A 21,441-nucleotide genomic window follows, 5' to 3' on the forward strand; every position below is an offset into this window, starting at 1 on the left:
TTTCTACCCAGTTTTATACTTCGTGCCATCTTCCGTATCTGTTAGGCATAGCGCAGCAGTATGTAGGTACACTCCACCTTAGTAGAGGCAATCAGTTACGCGATAAAAGGGGAGTGTAGCACCAGGCCCCAGGCTTATACTTGGGCAAAAGGCAAAACAGCTCCTTAACCTGGGGAGTTGCGTACAAAAACTTAAAAGGGGAATTAGAAAGCTATACTTCTGACTGCTTGCCTGTACTTGCTGAATTCTTCTCCGTTGGCAGGGCTGCTGGTAAAAATTTCGAGGATACCTGCTCCAAACGAAGATGAAAAGAAATAAGGCAGCGCTTTCTCTAATTCTTCTAGTGCATGTACGGCAATGTACTGCATCCCGAAATCGCGTGCTGTGTTTTCAGCATCGAGGGCTTGTCTTGTTTCGAAGTATGGCTCAAGTTCCGGCTGTTGCTTAGGTCCCTCTATCAACCTGAAAATACCGCCTGCGTGGTTGTTTAACAGTACAATGCGCAGGTTCTTGGGTAGGTAATTGTGCCACAGCGCGTTGCGATCGTAGAAAAAGGCCATGTCGCCGGTAAGCAGTACGTTTAGTTTTGGATTAGACAAGGCACACCCAACAGCGGTGCTGGTGCTGCCATCGATGCCGCTGGTGCCCCGGTTGGCAAAAACTTCTACTTCCTGGTTTGCTTTTAGGCCGATAATGTTGGCATAGCGCACCGCCATACTATTAGCAAGGTGCAGGTTGCTGTTTTCAGGTAACTGCTGCATTACCCGGGCTACTACACTTAACTCGCTGTAAACGGCATTTTGTGTGTAACCTTCTAAAAAATTGGCTGCTTTTTCATTCATGCCTAACCAGGCATTTGTAAAGCTGCTTTTGGTTTTGGTGCTGCCGGCAAGGGCGTAAAAAAAGCTGGTGGGGTTACTCCGGATAATTTTTGTAAGTGCCTGAAAGGTATCGGCTACCTGTCCGGAAGGTTGTATGTGCCAATGGGCCTGCGGTTTGTACTTGCGCAAGTATAACTTCAGGCTTTTAGAGATAACCGATTTACCGAATGTAATGAGCAGGTCTGGCTGTAGTTGCTTCAGTTTTTCTTCATCAGGGCAGGCCAGGAAAACATCCTGGTAACGTACTGCTGCGGGCAATTCCTGCACATTGCTAATGGTATCGGCCACCACAACGGCACCTGTAGACTGCGAAAAAGCATAAATGCTTTGCAGAAGTTGATTATCGTAGCTATTCTGGCCAGCCACCACCAGTACGCTGCTATACTTTAAGATTTCGCCCTGCAGCTTAAGCGAGGTGTTCTGCGAAAGTATAAACTCCTGCGCATCTTCCTCAATCACTTTTACTCCGGCGTTATAGCTTACCTCTTCGCCCGGAGCCGGATAGAAGGGCTCTCGCAGCGGCACATTAACATGTACTGGCCCTGCCGGGTATGCTACTGCCTCGTTCAAAGCTTCAGATAAGATACGCTCGCTATGCCATACTGCATCGTGGTGGGAAAAATCTGATGGGAAAGTATAGCTTTGCTTGATGTGCCTGCCGTAAATGTTTTCCTGCCGGATAGTTTGTCCGTCCAACTGGTCTATCCACTCGGTAGGGCGGTCTGCGGTAAGTACAAGCAGCGGCACCTGCTGGAAATAAGCCTCGGCAACAGCGGGCGCATAATTTAAAGCAGCCGTTCCGGAGGTGCACACCAGCACCGTAGGTTTTCCGGTTGATAACGCCATGCCCAGGGCCATAAAGGCGGCGGCACGTTCATCACTTACCGTACGGATGCTGAAACCACCGTGTCGGGCAAAGGCAATGGTAAGCGGGGCACAACGCGAACCTGGTGATAACACTACATTTTTAACTCCTTTCTGAGAGCAAATTTCAGCGATGTTTACAACAGGTTGGATGATCATGGTCTTTCTGCAATGAGTAAATGAGTAGTTGAGTGCATGCGTGTAAATCTAAAGGAAATATCTGGCTGCTATACTTATTGTCATTTGCCTAAGCAGCAGAATCATTATTCAAATATGCACGCAATCGCTTAGTCAAATTTAGCCAGTATTCTTCGCATTGTCTGCATTTTGTGCTGGGTTTCCTGCCATTCCTTTTCCGGGTTTGATTCGGCGGTAATGCCGGCACCGGCATAAAGTATAATTTCGTGGTCGCGCACCTGCATGCAGCGTAGGTTTACAAATAAATGCGTGCCCTCAGCACCATTTACAGGCCCCAGGTAGCCGCTGTAATAACTGCGGTTGTAGCCTTCATGGTCAAGTATAAATTGCAGGGCTGGTGCTTTAGGCAGGCCGCAAACGGCAGAGGTTGGGTGCAGCAACTGGAGCATGTCCGTGCCAAGCGTCGGGAAATCGATTTCTTTTAAGTCTACCTTGAAATCGGTGCGCAAGTGCATTAAATTTCCTGCAATTACGGTGCGTGGGCCAACCTCGGTGTACTCGCGCAGGCGCAGGCTTTTAAAGCAACTCAGAATATAGCGCTCCACCATGCCCTGCTCCTCAATTTCCTTTTGTCTCCAGATGGCGTCGGCAACGTTTTCTACGGCAGGCTGCGTACCGGCAAGGGCAACAGTTTTAAAGATCTGTTCTTCGTTTATACTTACCAGCACCTCCGGCGAGGCACCCATCCAGGTGCCAACCCCCGGTACCGACACCAGCGATACAAAAGCATTGGGATAAGCTTGCAGCATGGCCTCAAACGCAGCAACAGGAGAGAAGGAGGCGGGCAATTGTTGGCTGAAGTTTCTGGATAGAACTACCTTCTCCATTGCTTCTGCTGTTATGGCTGCTACTGCTTTCTCTACGGCATTTTTAAAACCGGTTTCAGTTTGGTAAGAGGCCTGATCTGTTGCAGAACTGTACCAGCCTGAATAGTGCGAATTTATACTTTGCAAAGCCTGCAGGAAAGCTTTAACTTCATTTTCAGGGGCATCCGCACTTGTTGTTACAGTACCGGTGGTGTTATTAAAGTACACATCGCCCTTGATAAAGATCTGCTCCTCCTGCGCTGAACTATGGAAGGGGCAAAACAGGAACCCGAATGGGCTTTGCTCCAGGTTAGGTTGATTTGTTACCAGCTCCTCCTGCAGCGATACACAGGCCTGCACTTCCTGCTGCAAGGGTAATCGCCAGGCGGCTACCGCCTTGTGTTGCGCAACGGCCGTCCTGAATATATTTTCTAAAGTATGCTTTGGGGTTTCTCCACCCATTGTTATTCTCTTAAAGTATATGCTGTGCTGCTTTGCTTCTTTCCCGACTTGTCTTCTGCCTGCCCCTTTTAGAGAGACATGCAGCACAAGAGATTTCTACCTGTTCATCCCTGCATTAGCAGAAGATGCCATCGTTGGAGTGGCAAAGTGATCATGCAGATCCTGCGGAGTTTCAGCTAAACCGCAACATTAAATCATGTAAAGTTTTGCCTCACCAACCATCAACCAATCTTATCGATCACGGCAACAGTCATGCGGCTGATGCAAACCGTATCGCCGGCCTCGTTGGTGATTTTAGTTTCCCATACTTGCGTGGTTTTGCCAATATGCTGGGCCGTGGCTCTGGCATACACCCAGCCTTCGCGTACGCTGCGGACGTGGTTTGCATTAATCTCTAAACCAACACAGGCTTTCTTTGTTTGGTCTACGTGTATAAAGGCTCCTATACTTGCCAGCGTTTCGGCGAGGGCCACAGAAGCGCCACCGTGCAGCAGGCCCATCGGCTGGTGGGTGCGGTGGTCTACAGGCATTTTGCCGCAGATATAACCTTCCCCAAACTCAGTCAGCTCTATACCCAGGTGCTCTACCATGGTATTTTTTCGCCACTCATTCAGGGTGTCTAACGTAATAGAGTTTTTGTGCATACGCAGCGATCTTTAATTTCGCATTTTTAAAAGAGTAAGAAGGCAAAAGTATAAGAATTTTGAGTATTAAGAAAGTATACATCATCCGCCACGGGCAAACAGACTTTAACCAGCAAGGCATTGTGCAGGGCAGCGGCATCGATTCTAACCTGAACCAGGCGGGGCAGCAACAGGCGGCTTTGTTCTTTCAGAAGTATAAGGCTATACCTTTTGACAAAGTATACACTTCCACGCTGAAGCGCAGCATACAGTCGGTGCAAGGTTTTATAGACCTGGGCATACCGCATGAGCCACATGCCGGCCTGAACGAGATAAACTGGGGCAACCGTGAAGGCCAGCGCATCACACCCGAGGAAGATGCTTACTATTTTCATATTCTACAAACCTGGAACAACGGAGACACGCACGTTTGCATTGAAGGAGGGGAGAGCCCTGAGCTGGTAACGGCCCGCCAAAGACCATTTGTAGACCTGATGCTGAGCCGCCCCGAAGAAGAAACGATACTAATTTGCATGCATGGGCGCGCCATGCGCATACTTTTAAGTAACTTGCTGCATTACCCGCTGCGTTGCATGGACCAGTTTCTGCACCAGAACCTGTGCCTGTACCAATTAGACTATACAGGTAGCATGTTTACCGTAAAGAAGTATTGCGACGTATCGCACCTGAAAGAAAACGCGACAGAACCAGACCGCTTTCAGCAGATCCGAACAAATTAGCCTCATATAGTTTGAATAAAATATTTTTAAATCTAATTTTGGGCGGATAAGAATTTACCTAATTAGGCGACTAAACAACACGATATATGGCTGAAGTAATAAAGATGCCTAAGATGAGCGACACGATGACAGAGGGGGTGATTGCATCTTGGCTGAAAAAAGAGGGTGATAAAATAAGTTCGGGCGACATACTGGCCGAAGTGGAAACCGATAAGGCAACCATGGAACTGGAGTCTTACGAGGATGGCACGCTTCTTTACATCGGTCCTAAAAAAGGCGACTCTGTGCCTATAGATGCTGTTATTGCCATTATCGGTAAGGAAGGCGAGGATATCTCCGGCCTTCTAAACGAGATAAAAGGTGGCGGTGCTCCTGCTGCTAAAGAAGAGAAACCAACCGCCAAAGAAGAAAATAAAGAAGAAGCAAAGCCTGCTGCCGCTAAAGCAGATGCCCCTGCTAAAACTACTGTAGATACCAGCAATATCAAGGCTAACGTTATCCGTATGCCTAAGATGAGCGATACCATGACAGAGGGTGTGCTTGTTAGCTGGCTGAAGAAAGTAGGCGATAAAGTAAAATCAGGCGACGTGCTGGCCGAAGTAGAGACAGACAAGGCAACGATGGAGCTGGAGTCTTACGAAGACGGTACGCTGCTTTACACAGGTGTAAACGAAGGCGACTCTGTTGCCATTGACGCTGTGATTGCCATTATAGGTGAAGAAGGTGCTGACTACAAGGCGCTATTAGATGCGGAAGGCTCTGATGATAAGCAGGAACGCCAGGAAAACGCACAGACAGATGAGGCTATTGAAGCCGGCGTTGATGAAGTGACCGCTGAAAAAGTAGAAGAAACCAAAGTAACGGATACAAGTGCTGAAACAGGCGCTACCGAAAGCAATGGCCGCATAAAGGCTTCTCCGCTGGCTAAGAAAATGGCAAGCGAGAAAGGCATAAACCTGAGCCAGGTAAAAGGTACCGGCGAAGGTGGCCGCATCGTACAGCGCGACATCGAGAACTTTAAGCCATCTGCCGCACCACAGCAGGCTGCTGCCCCTCAGGCTGCACCAACTGCTGCACAGGCCATACCAGGCGCTCCTGCCGACTCTTACGAAGAGGTAGCCGTATCGCAGATGCGTAAGGTAATTGCCCGCCGCCTTGCCGAAAGCAAATTCTCTGCTCCGCACTTCTACCTGACCATGGAAATTGACATGGACAAGGCTATGGAGGCGCGTGTAAGTATAAATGAAGTATCTCCGGTTAAAGTATCGTTTAACGACCTGGTGATTAAAGCTGCTGCTGCTGCACTTCGCCAGCACCCTGCGGTTAACTCCTCATGGCTGGGCGATAAGATCCGTTACAACAAGCACATTAACATTGGTGTGGCCGTAGCGGTAGAAGAAGGCCTGTTGGTACCTGTTGTTCGCAACGCTGATTATAAATCGCTATCTGCTATTGCAGCGGAGGTGAAAGACCTTGGTGGCAAAGCCAAGAGCAAAAAGCTACAGCCATCAGACTGGGAAGGTAACACGTTTACTATCTCTAACCTGGGCATGTTCGGCATCGAGGAGTTTACTGCCATCATCAACCCGCCGGATGCGTGTATTATGGCAGTTGGTGGCATTAAGCAGATTCCTGTAGTGAAGAACGGCAACATCCAGATTGGCAACGTGATGAAGGTAACGCTAAGCTGCGACCACCGCGTGGTAGACGGAGCCGTTGGTTCTGCTTTCCTGCAAACGTTTAAGAACCTGCTGGAGAACCCGGTGCGAATACTGGTGTAAGATTCTGGACAAAAGATTTTTTTGACAAAGGACAATAGACCTTTGGGAAAATAGAACTAACATGAAAACGCCTCTACGGGAACGGAGAGGCGTTTTTGTTTCTGGGTTATTTTTGATGTAGAAGGAGTGAAGCTAGGGGTAACACTTGTTGGAAATGATTTTTATACTTTAAATGCTACCTGCCGACACTCTATTTCTGCGATAGAGCCAGTTGTTCTCATATACTCAAATCCAGCATCCCTTTTCCGGAAATTATTTATCTGACTGCAACCTCTTGATGTGTGCTTTCATTTTTGCAATTTCCTTTTCCTGCGCTTTTATAATGTCATCTGCCAGTTTTCGTACTTCAGGGTCTTTTATATTCGCCCTTTTACTTGTAAGTATAGCTATGGAGTGGTGCGGAATCATCGCTTTCATATACAGCACATCACCAACTGGAATTTGTGTTCTTGCCAGAGTTAAAGCGCTCACAAATAGAATTAAGCTACCTAAGAGTATGGCAATATTTTTCTTTTTGTTCTTATACATGTGTTGCATAAACAATAGCATTATTACTGCCATTGCAGCTATACCAAGGCAAGCCATGTAAAATCGTGTGAGGCTGAAGTACACATGGTCTATTTCGTACGTATTTAAGTACATGGTTATGTACATTGCTATAAACGAGCAAAGTAACATCAACACAAACTTTGTGTAATGGCTTTTACTTTCTTCATTTTGTGTCATTCCGTGCTTATTCTCCATTCTGATTTTTATTAAAGTGTCGGAATTCTGTATTTAACTTGTTTACAGATAGCGAACGGATAAGGTATAAACACGGTTATTAGTCTCAATTTCACCCGCCCTTGCTGCGTGCTCTCATCAGCATGAATTAGCTTTTATTATTTAGATTGTTAATGATAACACGAACAATGGCTGGGGAAAGATGAGGCTTGAGATGTGGATTATTTGATTCATACACATTTTATGTTGTTTGTGTCGTACTGCGGACTTGGCTAAGTTGTGGTGGCGTAGCTAAAGTTCAGATGTGGTTGCAGGTAGTGTTCTTAAAAGGAAATATGGTATATCTACTTAGCTTACGTTAATATTTCCTCTCAACCTAATAATCCTGCTGTATCTTGGTCTGTTAAAGCGTTGAACCATTATCGGGTATATATTTAAGAATAGGTTGGTGATGATAAGCCATTTAGCCTCACCTGATGAGCTTGAAACTACGATAGCTACTGCGAAAACAATTAAAGCTATAATCGTATGTCCTAGTTCAGATGCTCGAGTATTATACTCATTTGCTTTTAGTGAAAGCAGGCTGTTTTTTATAGGGTTTTTCTTTTTATTAATTTTTTCCCATCCAATCCACACGAGTATTTTTCTGTAGGCATGAACGCCTAAATATTTATAAATGCTCCCATTTCTTTCAAATGGATTAGGTTCGAAATAATCTGAATCGAGTTTTAGATTTACCTGTGAGGCCAGGTAAGTATACCAACTCATTAGTATGAAATTAAGACTCCAAGCAAATACAAAGCTTCTATAAGAAAACATCTCACCAACACCCCAACTGGTGAAAATGGCTATTAGTGTAGCAATAACCGAGGCTAACCATTTATTTGAGCCCATCTTAACCCTAATCAATTTATTATTCTCAATGCCTCGTACAGGCTAAAGCACACTTTAGTGTTTGTTGGCGAAAGTAATTCTACTTCTTTTCCTAAATAAAATATACAACAAAGTAATGATAATAGATGAAATGAGAAAGGCATAAACATAATTCCAATTCATACCTTCAACATGTACTTCTCCTGTTTCCAAATTTATTAACCAAGTATTAAAGTCCCTTGTGTTAATGATTAGCTGCTGCTCAGTTCCGGTTGCGTAATGGTAACCTTTGTCTGCTAACCACAATTGGTGGGATGAAGTCTGTTGAAGATATTGCGTGGGTATATTAAACTTATCGCCTGTTATTGTGATTGGCTTTTTTTCTTTTCTATATACTTCAACTATGGGAGATTCAGAATAGTACCAGTAGTTGACATAGGAGAAGTACATACCATCAGTAGACAATCTACCTTCTGGATACCCCATTGGTCTTATTCGCTGTTTCCAAAGCTCAGTACTATCTTTTGTGTAGACAATTAAAACCCACTTCCGTTCCCAAGGTAATTTAGTGGTATCATTGTCGCGGAAACGCACCCAAGAGAAGTACTCTCCATTTTCAGATTCTACCTTATATGGAGTCCAAGAGGGAGGAGAGTCCGCATTTCCGTTGACCACAAAGAACAGTAGTATAAAAACAATGGAGAATGCTTTTTTCATTAATTAGAAATTACTGCCAACTAACATACAAACAGAACTCTCTTACGTTTACCACTATAAACCAGCGGCTAAACGGAGTAGCCTTTATATTAAATATAGAAAGTAACCTAGAAACTACCAATGTTAGAGTTTCATTCTAACCCCTAGCGCCAGGTTAAAGATCTTGCCGGGGCCAAGGTACTTTGGGTTCTGCACATACGAGATAATGTACTCCACGCTAGAGCCAAACTCGTAGTATGCGGCAAATCTGTTTAGTTTATTTACCCTTGCAAAATCAACCTGACCGCCTAAAAGTATACTTCCGTGCAGGGCAGTAGAGAAGCCGTAATAGCTTTTTGGGTATTTATCATGTGGCTCAAAGGCAAAATATTCGTCTCCGAAAGTATAACTTACCTGTATGCCTGTTCTTAGTGGCTGCCAGCTTATGGCTTTATACTTTAGCGCTTTAACTGGAACGTAAGTTATTTTGATAGCCGTGGTCGTAATTCTGTCGCCGCCAATGCTTTCTGGCAAGTAGCCCAGGAAGAGGTCTGTCTCGAGTCTATCTTTGAAAAAAGATCGCCCCACGCCAGCCGATAAGAAACCGATGCCCCCCGCAAACTGCGCCTTTACGTGGTACGGAGAAGCAATAGGAGAGTCCTGTGCGGCGGAATCCGGGGCAGGTTGCTGTGCATGTGCAGGTAAACGTAAAGCTGCGATCACAGCAAGAGCAAGTATAAAGGTATAAAGTTGCTTCATGCTAGTAGGCGATTCTCCTTATGTCGTAACCACCTTCCCATACTTTTAAATATGTGAATCCGCGGTTTTTAACGGTGGTGGTGCCGTGGTAAAGTATCTTGTTATCGTACAGATAATCCGTGTTCCAGTTGTGGATGTGGCCGAACAGGCTCAGGCTTACCATATTGCTTTGAGCTAATGCATGGTGGTAGGAGGCCTCCAGTTTACGATCGAAGTCTGCATCGTAAGGTGGCACATGCGATACCACAATGGCCTGCTGCCATACTTCGCCCTGCTGTGGCGCGAGTTCTTTGGCAAGCCAGTTAATGTCGGGTACTTTCCCGTTAAAGCTGTACTCGCGGCCGTTGGTATCAACCATTACAAATTTGGTGTGGCCATAGGTAAAGGAGTAATTCAGGGGGCCATACATTTGCTGGTATACTTTGCTGCCGTTGGCCAGCAGGTCGTGGTTGCCAACTACCGTCAGATACGGCCATTTCAAGTCTTTTAAAATGTCCTGCACCCATTTGTGCTCCTGTGTCATGCCAAAGTCGGAGATATCGCCCTGGTGTATCACAAAATCAATGTCTTGAAACCTGCTGTTGGCAGACTTTACAAAGTCTACCGCATCGTCATAAAAGCGCTGTGTATCGCCCATCACGATTAAGCGCAGGGTATCGCCGGGTTGCTGCTTTTGCAGGCGCTCCAGGTTAGTAGCCGTTAAGTTACGTTCGTCGCTATCGAGGCGTATCTGGTTAGGGTGGTATTCAAAAAGATCGTCGCAGGAAGAGGCGCTGAAGTATGTAAGTATAACTAAAAGTAATTTAAAGGTTTTTTGCATAGTAAGTAACTGGTAATGCAACCAAATTTAATCGCGTAAAGGTACGATTTTCGGGCACGGCTTCCGCCATGGCGCTTCTACTTTTAAGCCGGTGCAACTTTATTTATCGATGCTCCAATACTGCCCGTCAATAGTTTGGAAGTATACCAAGCCGTGCTTTTTGGCATAGTAAATCTCGTGTATTTTGTCTGGCCTGTGGGGAGGCAGGTTAAATTTAACGCGAAACACTCTTTCGTACTGGGTGCCGTTCAGGTCGAGGTTGTTTATGAGTTCGGCCTCTACCTCGCGGGCCATAACCTGCTCATCAGCTTGATTTTTTGCTGTAATCAACGTTGCAAAATAAGCGTTGAAGTCTGGTTGGCCAATGTTTCTAATGTCGAGGTAATCCTGCTCGGCCACCACGATAAGCCCCAGGTCGCTTTGCAGCCCGGTGTAGGTTAACCAGTAATATTCCGATTTGTTTGCACCGAATTTGCCGGAGTAAGTCCGGGTGTCCTTTTGCACCTTAATCGTTAGCTCTTCCTTTTCTCCGGTATGGCTGGTAAAGTATAACTTCGTATCTGTTTTTGTCTGCAGCCACTCCTGGGTATAGGCAGACACATGCACGGTGTCTTTTTTACAGGCAACAGTTACAGCTAGCAGCATCAGCAGCATTTTAAAAGTATAGGCCGGCGTTTTCATAACATCAGGATTTCTATACTAAGATGCAGATTAAATGGCAAATGTTGCATTCATCTATAAAATATTTTCACTTTTAGGTATTGATCATATATTCCACTTTGCTGAGCATATAATTGCGAATATCTCTGTAAGCCCTCTTTTATTTTAAACCGTTGCAGTCCTTACCGGACAATTTGGCGCAAAGTATGGCTTTGGCTTTTTGTTTGAAGAGTGCTTAGCTTTACAACTAGCAATTGCAGCAAGTATGGCCGCAGCTGCGTATGTTAAACCTGACCAAGTATAAAAAGATGACAAAAATAAGATCGACCACCGTTTGCGGAATTTACCATAACGGCGAAGTGGCTTTAGGTGCCGACGGACAGGCTACCATGGACAAGCATATAGCTAAAAGCAACGTTAAAAAAATCCGTAAGCTGCTGGATGGTAAAATCGTAACAGGCTTTGCCGGTTCTACTGCCGATGCTTTTACGCTGCTGGAGCGCTTTGAGGAGAAACTGAACACCTACCAGAGCAACATGAAGCGCGCTGCCATAGAGCTTGCCAAGGACTGGCGCAAAGACCAGTACCTGCGCAAACTGGAAGCCATGATGGTGGTGGCTAATAAAGATGAACTGCTGATTATTTCAGGTACAGGCGATGTGCTGGAGCCGGACAACCAGATTGCAGCTATCGGTTCAGGAAGTATGTATGCGCATGCTGCCGCTTTGGCACTTAAAAAGCACGCGCCGCACTTATCTGCAGAAGAGATGGTGCGCGAGGCCCTGACCATTGCAGCCGACATATGCATCTACACCAATCATAACCTGATAATAGAGAAACCAGCTAGTTAAAGCTACTGAAACGTGTGTTGGTAATTATCTTTTTTCAGGTTCTGAGAATGGATTTTATTGCACCCGATTATATTTGGTTTCTGAAACTGGAGGACCTTAGCTTGGCTACTTAATTCCACCTGCATTTTACGGTGTTCGAACAGCTGTAGTATATAGTTCGTAAAGTATAAATCAGAGATAAATTTATAACTTGCAGAATCAAGACGCCCAATTTTAGGGTGCTTAAAGCTAATCAAAATGGAAGTATCAAATTTCTTAAAAAAACACTACAAGCACTTTAACGCTGCATCGTTGATTGATGCCGCCGAAGGATACAAAACACACCTGAACAATGGTGGTAAAATGCTGGTTACATTGGCTGGTGCCATGTCTACGGCAGAGCTGGGTATTATTTTGGCCGAGATGATCCGCCAGGACAAGATCCACGCAATTTCTTGTACAGGTGCTAACCTGGAAGAGGACATCTTTAACCTGGTAGCCCACGACTTTTATGAGCGCGTGCCGCACTACCGTGAGCTTTCTGCCGCAGACGAAGAGGAGCTGCTTAGCCGCCACCTGAACCGCGTTACCGATACTTGTATTCCGGAAGAGGAAGCTATGCGCCGTTTAGAGCATGTTGTATTAAAATACTGGGAGAAGGCTGATAAAGCAGGGGAGGCATACTTTCCGCACGAGTTTTTCTACCAGATTCTGTTATCCGGAGAACTGGAGCAGTATTACCAGATTGACCCGAAGAACAGCTGGATGCTGGAGGCCGCAAAAAAGAACCTTCCTATCATCTGCCCGGGCTGGGAAGACTCTACGCTAGGTAACATCTATGCAGGCCACGTTATCAGCGGCGACATTAAAAATGTGCATACCATGAAAACCGGTATACAATACATGATGGAGCTGGCCGACTGGTATACGCAAACTGCTAAAGAAGAATCTACCATAGGTTTCTTCCAGATTGGCGGTGGTATTGCCGGCGATTTCCCGATTTGCGTAGTGCCAATGCTGCACCAGGATTTGCAGCGTGATGGTGTTCCGCTTTGGGGCTACTTCGCACAGATTTCCGATTCTACTACCAGCTACGGTTCTTACTCCGGTGCTGTGCCAAACGAGAAAATTACGTGGGGTAAGCTTGGCAAAGAAACTCCAAAGTATATGATCGAATCAGATGCCACAATTGTGGCTCCGCTTATCTTCGCGATTGTGCTGGATATGTAATTCGGAAAGTATAAAGTATAAATCAAAAGCCCGGTAGCCTGTGTTACCGGGCTTTTGATTTATACATGCTTGTTGTTACTGTTGCTTTTGCACCAGCTGCTGTGCCCGGAAAAGGTTATCCGCTGCCTGCAGTATCTTGCCTTTTAACTTCGGGTTGTATGTAGGGTTTGCTTCTAAAAAATTGCGGACTACGGCGGCGGCTTCTGGTGTTTGGTAAGAGCCAAATGTGGCATTCAGCCAGTTCGTCGGGAAGAAAATGTCTCCAGTTAATTGGATTTCCTCCAGCATCTCCAGGCTCTGCTTCAGGTACTTTTCAGAAGTATGGCTGCGCAGCGGGTGGTGCAGGTACCCAAGTGCAGTTGCCACCCAGGCTTCTTTGTCACGGTTTTGTTCCTCTTTAAGCGAGGCAAAAAATGCATCACGCACCTGCACATCCGCCGATAAGGCTGGCATCAGGAATTGCAGTCTTTTCTGGCGGTCTGGGTTTTTGATGCGGGCAAGCTGTTTATCAAGTATGGTGTTGCCCTCCGGATATTCCCTTAGTGCCAGAACAAGAGCCAGCGAAGTATAATCGTCTTCTGTTAGTTTTACACCGTCAGGGGCCTGCTGAGTTTTCCACACCTGGTAAAGGCGTTTGGTTGCTTCAGGAGTAAGCGCTATGTCCTGGTAGGTTTTAAAGAGCAGTTTTTTTGCATTCGTATCTTGCTGCTTTTCCATGTTATCCCAAAGCTTTTTCTCATATGCTGATGCCATCAGTTTTCGGTACTCAGGTGATAAAAACTTCCAGAAAATGTCGCTGGTGTAGCCAGTCAGTAGTTTCAGGTTTAGTTCTTCTGCCTCTTTTTCAGACTCCAGAGCAGTAAATGTCAGTAACAAATCAGGGTTTATACCCCGGTTGTTAAGCATGCTCTCGTAAAGGTTAATGTAAGCCGAAGCTCGCATCAAAGGGCTTTGTAGCTTAGGTATTGCCTCTAGGTTATCTTTATCAATTGGAAACTGCCCATACCCTTGCCCGGATGAGTTGAAAAGTATAAACTCCGGTTGTTGCTTTCCTATAGCTTCTTTTAGCGCCACCTGCTGCGCGTTCATGTTAACTGTTAGTTCTTCTACCCGATCTTTATAGACTAACGCTACTTCAAAAAACTGCGGCCACAATCTGTCTGAGCCATCTTCTCCTTTTTGGGAGATAGTAAAGCTTGTAATTTTACTTTTGTCTGTTTGCAGCTGATAATCGAATACAGGTCGCCCCGGCTCGTTTACCCATACCTGGTTCCAGGCTTGCAGGTCTGCTGGGGTACGTGCATCCAGAATTTCGATAAGTTGTGGCCAGGTGGCATTGCCGTTGGCATAGGTTTTTAGATATTCACGCAGCCCCTCTTGAAACTTTGCCTCACCCATTAGCCGTTCTAGCTGGCGCATCATAACGGGGGCTTTGTGGTAGATAATGTTGCCATACATGCTGCCGGCATCCTGCAGGTTATCCAGTTGCTGGCGTATGGGGTTAGCACCTGTGGTACGGTCTACACCATAGGCAGCCGGGAAGTGGTTTATCAAAAACTTAAGGTCGTAATTCGCGTCGGCCACCGTAACCTGCGATATTTTATCGGCCATAAAGTTGGCGAACACCTCCTTCATCCACACATCGTTAAACCATTGCATCGTAACCAGATCACCAAACCACATATGTGCTGTTTCGTGGGCAATCAGGTTTGAGCGCGATACGCGTTGATCCTTTGTTGCGCCTTCGTCTAAAAAGAGGGTAGAGGCTTTGTAATCGATGGCTCCAACGTGCTCCATGCCTCCATACTGAAAATCCGGAATCGCCACAAAATCAAATTTCTGGAAAGGATAGGGGATTTGGGTATAGTCTTCCATAAACGCCAGCGCATCAGCGTGTATTTTAAAGATGGGATCTATACTTAGTTTTAGCTTGCTGCTGTCGGTTTCGCGGTGGTAAAAGTTCATGGGCCTGCCAGCTTCAGTTCGGCTGATCAAATTAAAATCGCCGGCTACAAACGAGAAAAGGTACGTGCTGATCTTGTCTGACTCTTGAAAGCGGTATACTTTCTGTTCGCCTTTTGCCACGATGTCCTGCAGCGGAGCATTGGCTACGGCTTTCCAGCTGCGCGGTATACTTAAGGCTAAGGTAAAGGTAGCCTTAAGGTCAGGCTGATCTATTACTGGAAACACAGTTCGAGCCCTGTCAGGTACAAGCAAAGTATACAGGTAATCAGCGTTGCGATTCAGGGAGAGGTTGCCGGCAGTAAAATCTATTTCGATTTTATTTTCGCCCTCCTGCAAAAACTTAGTCTCAACAAGTATGTGCTCATTCTCAAAAACTATAGGGATGGTTTTGCCATTTACCTTTATACTTTTCAGGTGGCTTGCCTGCTCCTTAAAGTCCAGTTGAAGTGGCTGTGTGTTATCGGTTAAGGTAAGCGTTATAAGCTCTGAGGCCGTAATTGGCTCGCTTTTAGTTTCCGGTATACTCAGGTGCAGGTTGTAGTTGATGTTACTTACTACTCGTTTGCGGTAGGTTGCCAACTGCTGTGACACGCCGGTTTCCACGGGAAGCGCATTGGACTGTGTTGCTGTCTGGCTACACGATGCAGCTGAAAAAAGGAGCAAAGCCATAGCACCGGCTTTAAAAAGGAGGGAGGGTACAAGTTTCATGCAAAATGATTTGAGCTAAGGTAAAGTTACGCATTGCAGGAGATAAATGCACACCACAAGCAGGTGCTTGTAGTATGGAACGTAGCCATGAGCTAGACAGCACCCTTCGCTTTAAAATTTATACTTTGTAATTCAGCTTTTTTTAAAGGGCTAAGCATGCGGAATATAGTAAGTAAGAATTGACCAGCTACAAAAAAGCGGCTGAACGAAGGTTCAGCCGCTTTTTAAATTATCAGAAGTATAAAATACTTAAGCGGGTACCATTGTTTTTTCTTCGCGGTCCCAATGGCGGTGCTTTTTAATGGCAGTCATAAACATCTCGGCAAATTCTTCGGCATCGGCATCGTTTCCGGCTGTAATAACGCCCTTGTCGTCTTTTATTGTACCAGAGGTTTTATCAGCATAAGATACACCTACTACACCAGATTTCTCGAGTAATTTGATGCCGTGGCCCGACGTGGCAATTGTTTTGCAATGCTTGAAGGCTTCATTAACGAAATGCAGCGCATCTCCTTCTTTCATTAAGGCTTCGATACTCTTTTCGCCATCAGGTATGTAAATGGCATCGTACATGATGGAGCCGGTAGTTACGTGGTTCTTGTCTACTTTTACCTCGGTGCCATTGCTTGCCTTGCGCATGCCCAAAAACTTCGATATGATCTTAACATGTGCGCCGGCATTCTCCAGGGCCTGCTTTACTTGCGTTAGCTCGTTGCAGTCAAAACCATCTTCTATCAAAACTGCTACCTTTCTCGATTTTACAGACTCAATCTTGTTGCGTTCCATACTTACCGAAGGCGATTCTTTAACGGATTTGCCCTGCTTCATTTTGCCTGAGACAGCGTCCTTTTCATAATTGCCGGTAGACTCCTGTTCAAAATTAGCGGGCACATCCACTCCGATAGCCTCCGCCACTCTGTTTGCCAGCTCAGATGATATTTTAGAGAAGTGGCCAAGCATGCGCTTACGTATTTCCTCCGACTCTACCTTGCCCAGCTCAAAATGCGCCGCATCTACGATGTGCTTTTTCTCTACGGCCGTCATGGAATTCCAGAACATGGTGGCCTGGCTGTAATGGTCGTTAAAGCTTTCGCTGCGGGCCCGTATTTTATGGCCATCCACTTTCTCCATGTAGTGCACAAAAGCACCCTGGTTTTCCGGGGCCATCATCGGGCAACCGCCACCAATGGAGTTTGGCCAGTAGTTTGCCTTGCCTTTGTTGATGGTTTGCTTCATAAAGCCGGCACCGTGGTGGTTGTGTACCGGCGTTACAGGGCGGTTGATGGGCACCTCTGTAAAGTTGGAGCTGTTAAAGCGGTTCAGTTGTGTATCAAGGTAAGAGAAGAGGCGGCCCTGCAATAACGGATCGTTTGTAACATCGATGCCCGGCACCAGGTTGCCCGGGTGAAAAGCTACCTGCTCAGTTTCAGCAAAAAAGTTATCAGGGTTACGGTTCAGTACCATTTTACCTATTGGGCGTAGCGGCACCAGTTCTTCAGGTATGATCTTGGTGGCATCCAGCAGGTCAAAATCAAACTTAAACTCGTCTTCTTCTTCCACTATCTGCACGCTTAGCTCAAACTCAGGGTAATCGCCCATGTCTATAGCGTCCCAAAGGTCGCGGCGCAGCCAATCGGGGTCTTTTCCGGCTAGCTTCTGGGCCTCATCCCAAACCAGCGAGTGCGCACCTAATGACGAACGCCAATGGAACTTCACAAAACGAGATTTACCGGCCTCATTTATAAACCGGAATGTATGCACGCCAAAGCCATCCATCATCCGGAAACTGCGGGGTATCGCTCTGTCAGAAAGCACCCACATAATCATATGGTTAACTTCAGGCATCAGAGAGGCAAAATCCCAGAAAGTATCGTGTGCGGCAGAGGCCTGTGGCATTTCGTTGTCAGCCTCCGGTTTAATAGAGTGCACCAGGTCCGGAAACTTTATACCATCCTGAATAAAGAATACCGGCATGTTGTTGCCTACCAGATCGTAATTGCCTTCCGAAGTATAAAATTTAGTTGCAAAGCCCCGCACGTCGCGTACTGTATCAGCAGAGCCTCTGGAACCTACAACAGTAGAGAAACGCACAAATACAGGTGTACGGGTATTAGGGTCTGTCAGAAACTGCGCCTTAGTGTATTCCTTCATCGAGTCGTCGTAGGGTTGGAAGTACCCATGTGCACCTGAACCCCTGGCATGCACCACCCGCTCAGGAATTGACTCGTGGTCAAGGTGCGTCATCTTTTCACGGAAGTGGAAATCCTCCATGATGGTTGGCCCTCTTGATCCTATTTTAAGCGAGTCGTCGGTGTGGTTAATGCGGAGCCCCTGATCAGTAGTCATGTACTGGTCTTTTACGTCTTCCCGGAAAGATTCTAACTGGCGGTTTTTGCTATCCTGGTCAACATTAAAAGATTTACCTTGTTCTTTTTCCTGGTCTTTATTTTGTTCCATTATTTATGGGTTTGGAGTATAGTGAAATACTGGTTAAGCACATAGCTGATGTAGTGCAGGTTTTGACGTAAACAGCAAGCACGCCGTTACGGAATAGTATAGGTGGCACAGGCTATTTTGCTAAGAATCTGTACGGATCGAGAAAGTATATTGTTGAATTATTCTTTTGGGATACTACATTAAAATAAGATTAAAATTGCCTTAAATTAATGCATGTACAGCGCCGGAAGCACGAACTAAAGTGAGGATAAAGTATAAGCAGAGCCCATGAAACTAGTATAACAGGCTTTTTGGGGATGTGTTGCGTACAAAGCTGTTGTTGCGCTGCAGCGGCAGAGGATAAAAGAAAGTTGTACTTAAAGAATACAACCGCTTTGCTCTTTATAACGATTTAAAGGCAGCTTAATAAGTAGTAAATCGGTAAGAGAATCAATAGAGGATGCGTTTTTAGCTGATCAGCTCTCTTCTGCCAAACCTGAACTCATCTTCTTTTAGATAATACTCACCGCTTTTCTGAAGTATAATCAGGTTGTCTATCGTGATCTCCCAGTCGAAGTTATACTCGCACAGGTAACTGAGCAAGGGGCCAAGCACATCGGGGCTGGTATCTCCTAAGGCCAAGGTAATGTGTGGCAACCACCTGTTTGTATGGTAGTAGATGCCCATTTCAGAGCTCATCTCAGAAATATCAGAGTGCAGGCGCTCGTGCAGGCGGTTTAAGGGGGGCGTTCGAAGCACAGGGATGTACACTACCGGGTTTTCTCCAGGAAAAATACCCAGGCCTGTTGTGCGTATGGTAAACTTCTCTGTTTCGTAACAGGTCATCTCCAGGTACTGCTTTAGCTCGTCGGCGTCTACTACTTCGGCAGTAAGGATAGTGAGATGAGGGTAAGGCGTTAGCTTAACACCATTAAGCCCGAATTTCTTTTCGAGATACTCTGTAAGCTCATTAACACGATCAGAGGTTTTTTTGTCTAAAAGCGAAGCAATTGCGATCATAAGGTAAAGCTTTTAGTACTTATGGCTAACAGTAGAAAAACGATTAGCAAAGTTAAATGTTTGAATCAATAAGTGATAATATCTAGCCGCGAATAATTAGAAGTGCTTATACTACGTGCAGTTTATAAGGTTGTGTAGTGCTGGGATTAAGCCTGGGAGCATAACCTTGGCGGTTTGCAAGTTGTTGCCTGGCAGTATCTTCCGGGTTTATGTCTCAAAGCTAAATTTTTTAGAGGAAACGCCAGCTGATGCACTTGCATGGTTTTATTTGTACTGCACTAATTCTAAACGGCCTGTGTTTTATCTGGCATGCAAAAATAAGTACCTTTGCACTTTACACTATTGCCCTAGCACATGATCTCTATTAATAACCTTAGCTTCCATTTTGGCAGCCGCCCCATGTATGAGGATGCCAACCTGCATATAAAGCCCAAAGATAAAATCGGTTTAATTGGCCTTAACGGTACAGGCAAATCTACGCTGCTGCGCATTATAGTAGGAGAGTATAAACCCGATGGCGGAAGCATACAGATGAGCAAGGAAACAACCATCGGTTTCCTGAACCAGGACCTGCTAAGCTACGAAACGCACGAAAGTATACTTTTAGTGGCAATGCAGGCTTTTGAGGAAGCCCTTAGCCTGCAAAAGGAGATTGATAAGGTGTTGGTGGAGTTTGAGAATAATTTCCATGATAACCTGGTAGATAAACTGGCCGGCTTGCAAGAGCGTTTTGAGGCGCTGGGCGGCTACACCATGCAGGCCGAAGCCGAAGCCATTCTGGAAGGGCTTGGCTTTACCACCGAAGAACTGCAGCAGCCGCTGGCTTCGTTTTCCGGGGGCTGGCGCATGCGCGTAATGCTGGCTAAAATACTTTTGCAGAAGCCGTCTTTGCTGTTGCTCGATGAGCCTACCAACCACCTGGACTTACCTTCCATTAAATGGCTGGAAACCTACTTAGAGCGTTTTGAAGGTGCTGTGGTCATTGTATCGCACGACCGCGAGTTCCTGGATAAAACCACCAACACAACCGTGGAGGTATCTAACAGCAAACTGAATGTATACGCAGGCAGCTACAGCTACTATGTAGAGGAAAAAGCGATGCGCAACGAGATACAGAAAGGCGCTTACGAAAACCAGCAGGCCCACATACGCCAGACAGAGCGTTTTATTGAGCGATTTAAAGCCAAGGCAACCAAAGCAAAGCAGGCACAAAGCCGCATGAAGCAGCTGGAGCGCCTGGAGCGCATCGAGGAGGTTGCGCCTGATGCCGCTAAAGTGAATTTCAGCTTTAAGTTTAATGTGCAGCCGGGCCGCCATGTTCTGCGCCTGGAGCAAATGAGCAAAGCTTACGGTGATAAAGTTATCTTCAAGGATACGAATGTGCACGTGGAGCGCGGCGATAAAATTGCGCTGATTGGCGGTAACGGTAAAGGTAAATCTACGCTGTTGCGCATCATTGCTGGTACAGAACCCATCAAAGGCAAACGCGAGCTCGGCCATAACGTAATCATGTCTTTTTACGCGCAGCACCAGCTGGAGTCGCTTTCCGTTGAGAACGAAATGCTGCAGGAGTTGCAGCAAGCGGGTTCAGGTAAAACGGAGATGGAATTGCGCACGCTGCTTGGCTCTTTCCTGTTTACCGGCGACCAGGTGTTTAAAAAGATCAAGGTACTTTCGGGAGGAGAGAAATCAAGAGTGGCGCTGGCCAAAACCCTGATCTCGGAAGCTAATTTCTTGATGCTGGATGAGCCTACCAACCACCTCGACATGCAATCGGTTAACATCCTGATTCAGGCGCTGGAGCAGTACGAGGGTACGTTTATCATTATTTCGCACGACAGGTATTTTGTAGAGAATGTGGCTACCAAAATCTGGTACATTGAAGATTACCAGTTGAAAGAATATCCGGGGACATACCATGAGTATGAAACCTTCCAGGAGAAGCGCGATAAAGAGGCTAAAAAACAGGTGGCTGAGACGCCGGAAGCAAAGCAAGTACAGCAAAAGCAGCCACGCGAAAAAAGCGAATACAACCAGTTAAATAACCAACTAAAGCAGGTAAACAGGCAACTAAGCGATGTAGAGAAACAGGTGCAGCAGCTGGAGGAAAAACTTGCCGCGCACGAAAGCGAGTTAGCAGATCCTAAAGTATACAGCGATGTGGAGCTGCTGCAGCAAGTAACCGCTAAGTTTGAGAAAGTTAAAAAAGAGCTTGATGTTGCGCAGGAGAAATGGGAAGAGCTAATGCTGGAGGTAGAGGACCTGGAAGCGAAGCTGGCGGAGTAATTTAAGCTGAAGTATAAACCAAAAGAGCACCTGGCGTAAGGCAGGTGCTCTTTTGGTTTGGGCTAGATTTTAATGTATTA

At 46.0% G+C, this 21,441-nt stretch carries 17 protein-coding genes; 5 read left to right on the plus strand and 12 right to left on the minus strand.

Annotated elements, in window-relative coordinates:
• Positions 1 to 203: 203 nt before the first annotated feature.
• From menD to Q1A23_RS06670, 3 genes are all read right to left on the minus strand, one after another.
• Complete coding sequence (gene menD / locus Q1A23_RS06660; RefSeq protein ID WP_299821291.1) at positions 204 to 1,904, minus strand: 2-succinyl-5-enolpyruvyl-6-hydroxy-3-cyclohexene-1-carboxylic-acid synthase; 1,701 nt, start codon at positions 1,902 to 1,904, stop codon at positions 204 to 206.
• 128 nt (positions 1,905 to 2,032) lie between these two features.
• Positions 2,033 to 3,211 carry a chorismate-binding protein gene (locus tag Q1A23_RS06665; protein ID WP_299821293.1) on the minus strand — a complete coding sequence of 393 codons (1,179 nt, stop codon included), beginning with the start codon at positions 3,209 to 3,211 and terminating at the stop codon, positions 2,033 to 2,035.
• Between the two features lie 221 nt (positions 3,212 to 3,432).
• A complete protein-coding gene (locus Q1A23_RS06670; RefSeq protein WP_299821295.1) occupies positions 3,433 to 3,855 on the minus strand; it encodes a hotdog fold thioesterase in 423 nt (140 codons plus the stop codon).
• 59 nt (positions 3,856 to 3,914) lie between these two features.
• Between Q1A23_RS06670 and Q1A23_RS06675 the strand changes: the two genes are divergently transcribed.
• Together Q1A23_RS06675 and Q1A23_RS06680 are read left to right on the plus strand one after the other, a co-directional pair.
• Entirely contained in the window at positions 3,915 to 4,574 is a 660-nt protein-coding gene (locus Q1A23_RS06675) for a histidine phosphatase family protein (RefSeq protein ID WP_299821297.1), read from the plus strand.
• Positions 4,575 to 4,660: 86 nt separating this feature from the next.
• Positions 4,661 to 6,355, plus strand: coding sequence for a pyruvate dehydrogenase complex dihydrolipoamide acetyltransferase (locus Q1A23_RS06680; RefSeq protein ID WP_299821299.1), 1,695 nt, complete (start codon positions 4,661 to 4,663; stop codon positions 6,353 to 6,355).
• A gap of 252 nt (positions 6,356 to 6,607) precedes the next feature.
• Here Q1A23_RS06680 and Q1A23_RS06685 read toward each other — a convergent pair whose 3' ends face one another.
• The 6 genes from Q1A23_RS06685 to Q1A23_RS06710 form a co-directional block, all read right to left on the minus strand.
• Positions 6,608 to 7,099, minus strand: a complete 492-nt coding sequence (locus tag Q1A23_RS06685; RefSeq protein ID WP_299821301.1) for a DUF305 domain-containing protein — start codon at positions 7,097 to 7,099, stop codon at positions 6,608 to 6,610.
• Positions 7,100 to 7,426: 327 nt separating this feature from the next.
• Positions 7,427 to 7,987, minus strand: a complete 561-nt coding sequence (locus Q1A23_RS06690) for a hypothetical protein (protein ID WP_299821303.1) — start codon at positions 7,985 to 7,987, stop codon at positions 7,427 to 7,429.
• 39 nt (positions 7,988 to 8,026) lie between these two features.
• A complete protein-coding gene (locus Q1A23_RS06695; RefSeq protein WP_299821304.1) occupies positions 8,027 to 8,668 on the minus strand; it encodes a hypothetical protein in 642 nt (213 codons plus the stop codon).
• Between the two features lie 123 nt (positions 8,669 to 8,791).
• Positions 8,792 to 9,406, minus strand: coding sequence for a hypothetical protein (locus Q1A23_RS06700; RefSeq protein WP_299821306.1), 615 nt, complete (start codon positions 9,404 to 9,406; stop codon positions 8,792 to 8,794).
• Position 9,407: 1 nt separating this feature from the next.
• Complete coding sequence (locus Q1A23_RS06705) at positions 9,408 to 10,226, minus strand: metallophosphoesterase (RefSeq protein WP_299821307.1); 819 nt, start codon at positions 10,224 to 10,226, stop codon at positions 9,408 to 9,410.
• Positions 10,227 to 10,325: 99 nt separating this feature from the next.
• Positions 10,326 to 10,907, minus strand: a complete 582-nt coding sequence (locus Q1A23_RS06710) for a hypothetical protein (protein WP_299821309.1) — start codon at positions 10,905 to 10,907, stop codon at positions 10,326 to 10,328.
• A gap of 287 nt (positions 10,908 to 11,194) precedes the next feature.
• On the opposite strand from Q1A23_RS06710, the gene hslV reads away from it, so the two are divergent.
• Both hslV and Q1A23_RS06720 read left to right on the plus strand, forming a co-directional pair.
• Positions 11,195 to 11,737: an ATP-dependent protease subunit HslV gene (hslV, locus tag Q1A23_RS06715; protein ID WP_299821311.1), complete on the plus strand. Its 543-nt coding sequence runs from the start codon at positions 11,195 to 11,197 to the stop codon at positions 11,735 to 11,737.
• A gap of 237 nt (positions 11,738 to 11,974) precedes the next feature.
• Positions 11,975 to 12,946: a deoxyhypusine synthase family protein gene (locus tag Q1A23_RS06720; protein WP_299821313.1), complete on the plus strand. Its 972-nt coding sequence runs from the start codon at positions 11,975 to 11,977 to the stop codon at positions 12,944 to 12,946.
• A 75-nt stretch (positions 12,947 to 13,021) separates the two neighbouring features.
• Here the strand turns inward: Q1A23_RS06720 and Q1A23_RS06725 are convergent, their stop codons facing one another.
• From Q1A23_RS06725 to Q1A23_RS06735, 3 genes are all read right to left on the minus strand, one after another.
• The gene (locus tag Q1A23_RS06725; protein WP_299821315.1) at positions 13,022 to 15,619 is read right to left on the minus strand and encodes a M1 family aminopeptidase; all 2,598 of its coding nucleotides are present in this window, start codon (positions 15,617 to 15,619) and stop codon (positions 13,022 to 13,024) included.
• Between the two features lie 249 nt (positions 15,620 to 15,868).
• Entirely contained in the window at positions 15,869 to 18,076 is a 2,208-nt protein-coding gene (locus Q1A23_RS06730; RefSeq protein WP_299821317.1) for a catalase, read from the minus strand.
• A gap of 447 nt (positions 18,077 to 18,523) precedes the next feature.
• A complete protein-coding gene (locus tag Q1A23_RS06735; protein WP_299821319.1) occupies positions 18,524 to 19,075 on the minus strand; it encodes a 2'-5' RNA ligase family protein in 552 nt (183 codons plus the stop codon).
• Positions 19,076 to 19,429: 354 nt separating this feature from the next.
• On the opposite strand from Q1A23_RS06735, the gene abc-f reads away from it, so the two are divergent.
• Entirely contained in the window at positions 19,430 to 21,361 is a 1,932-nt protein-coding gene (abc-f, locus tag Q1A23_RS06740; protein ID WP_299821321.1) for a ribosomal protection-like ABC-F family protein, read from the plus strand.
• Positions 21,362 to 21,441 lie beyond the last annotated feature (80 nt).

Origin of the sequence: uncultured Pontibacter sp. (assembly GCF_947492645.1) — a bacterium.
GTDB lineage: Bacteria > Bacteroidota > Bacteroidia > Cytophagales > Hymenobacteraceae > Pontibacter.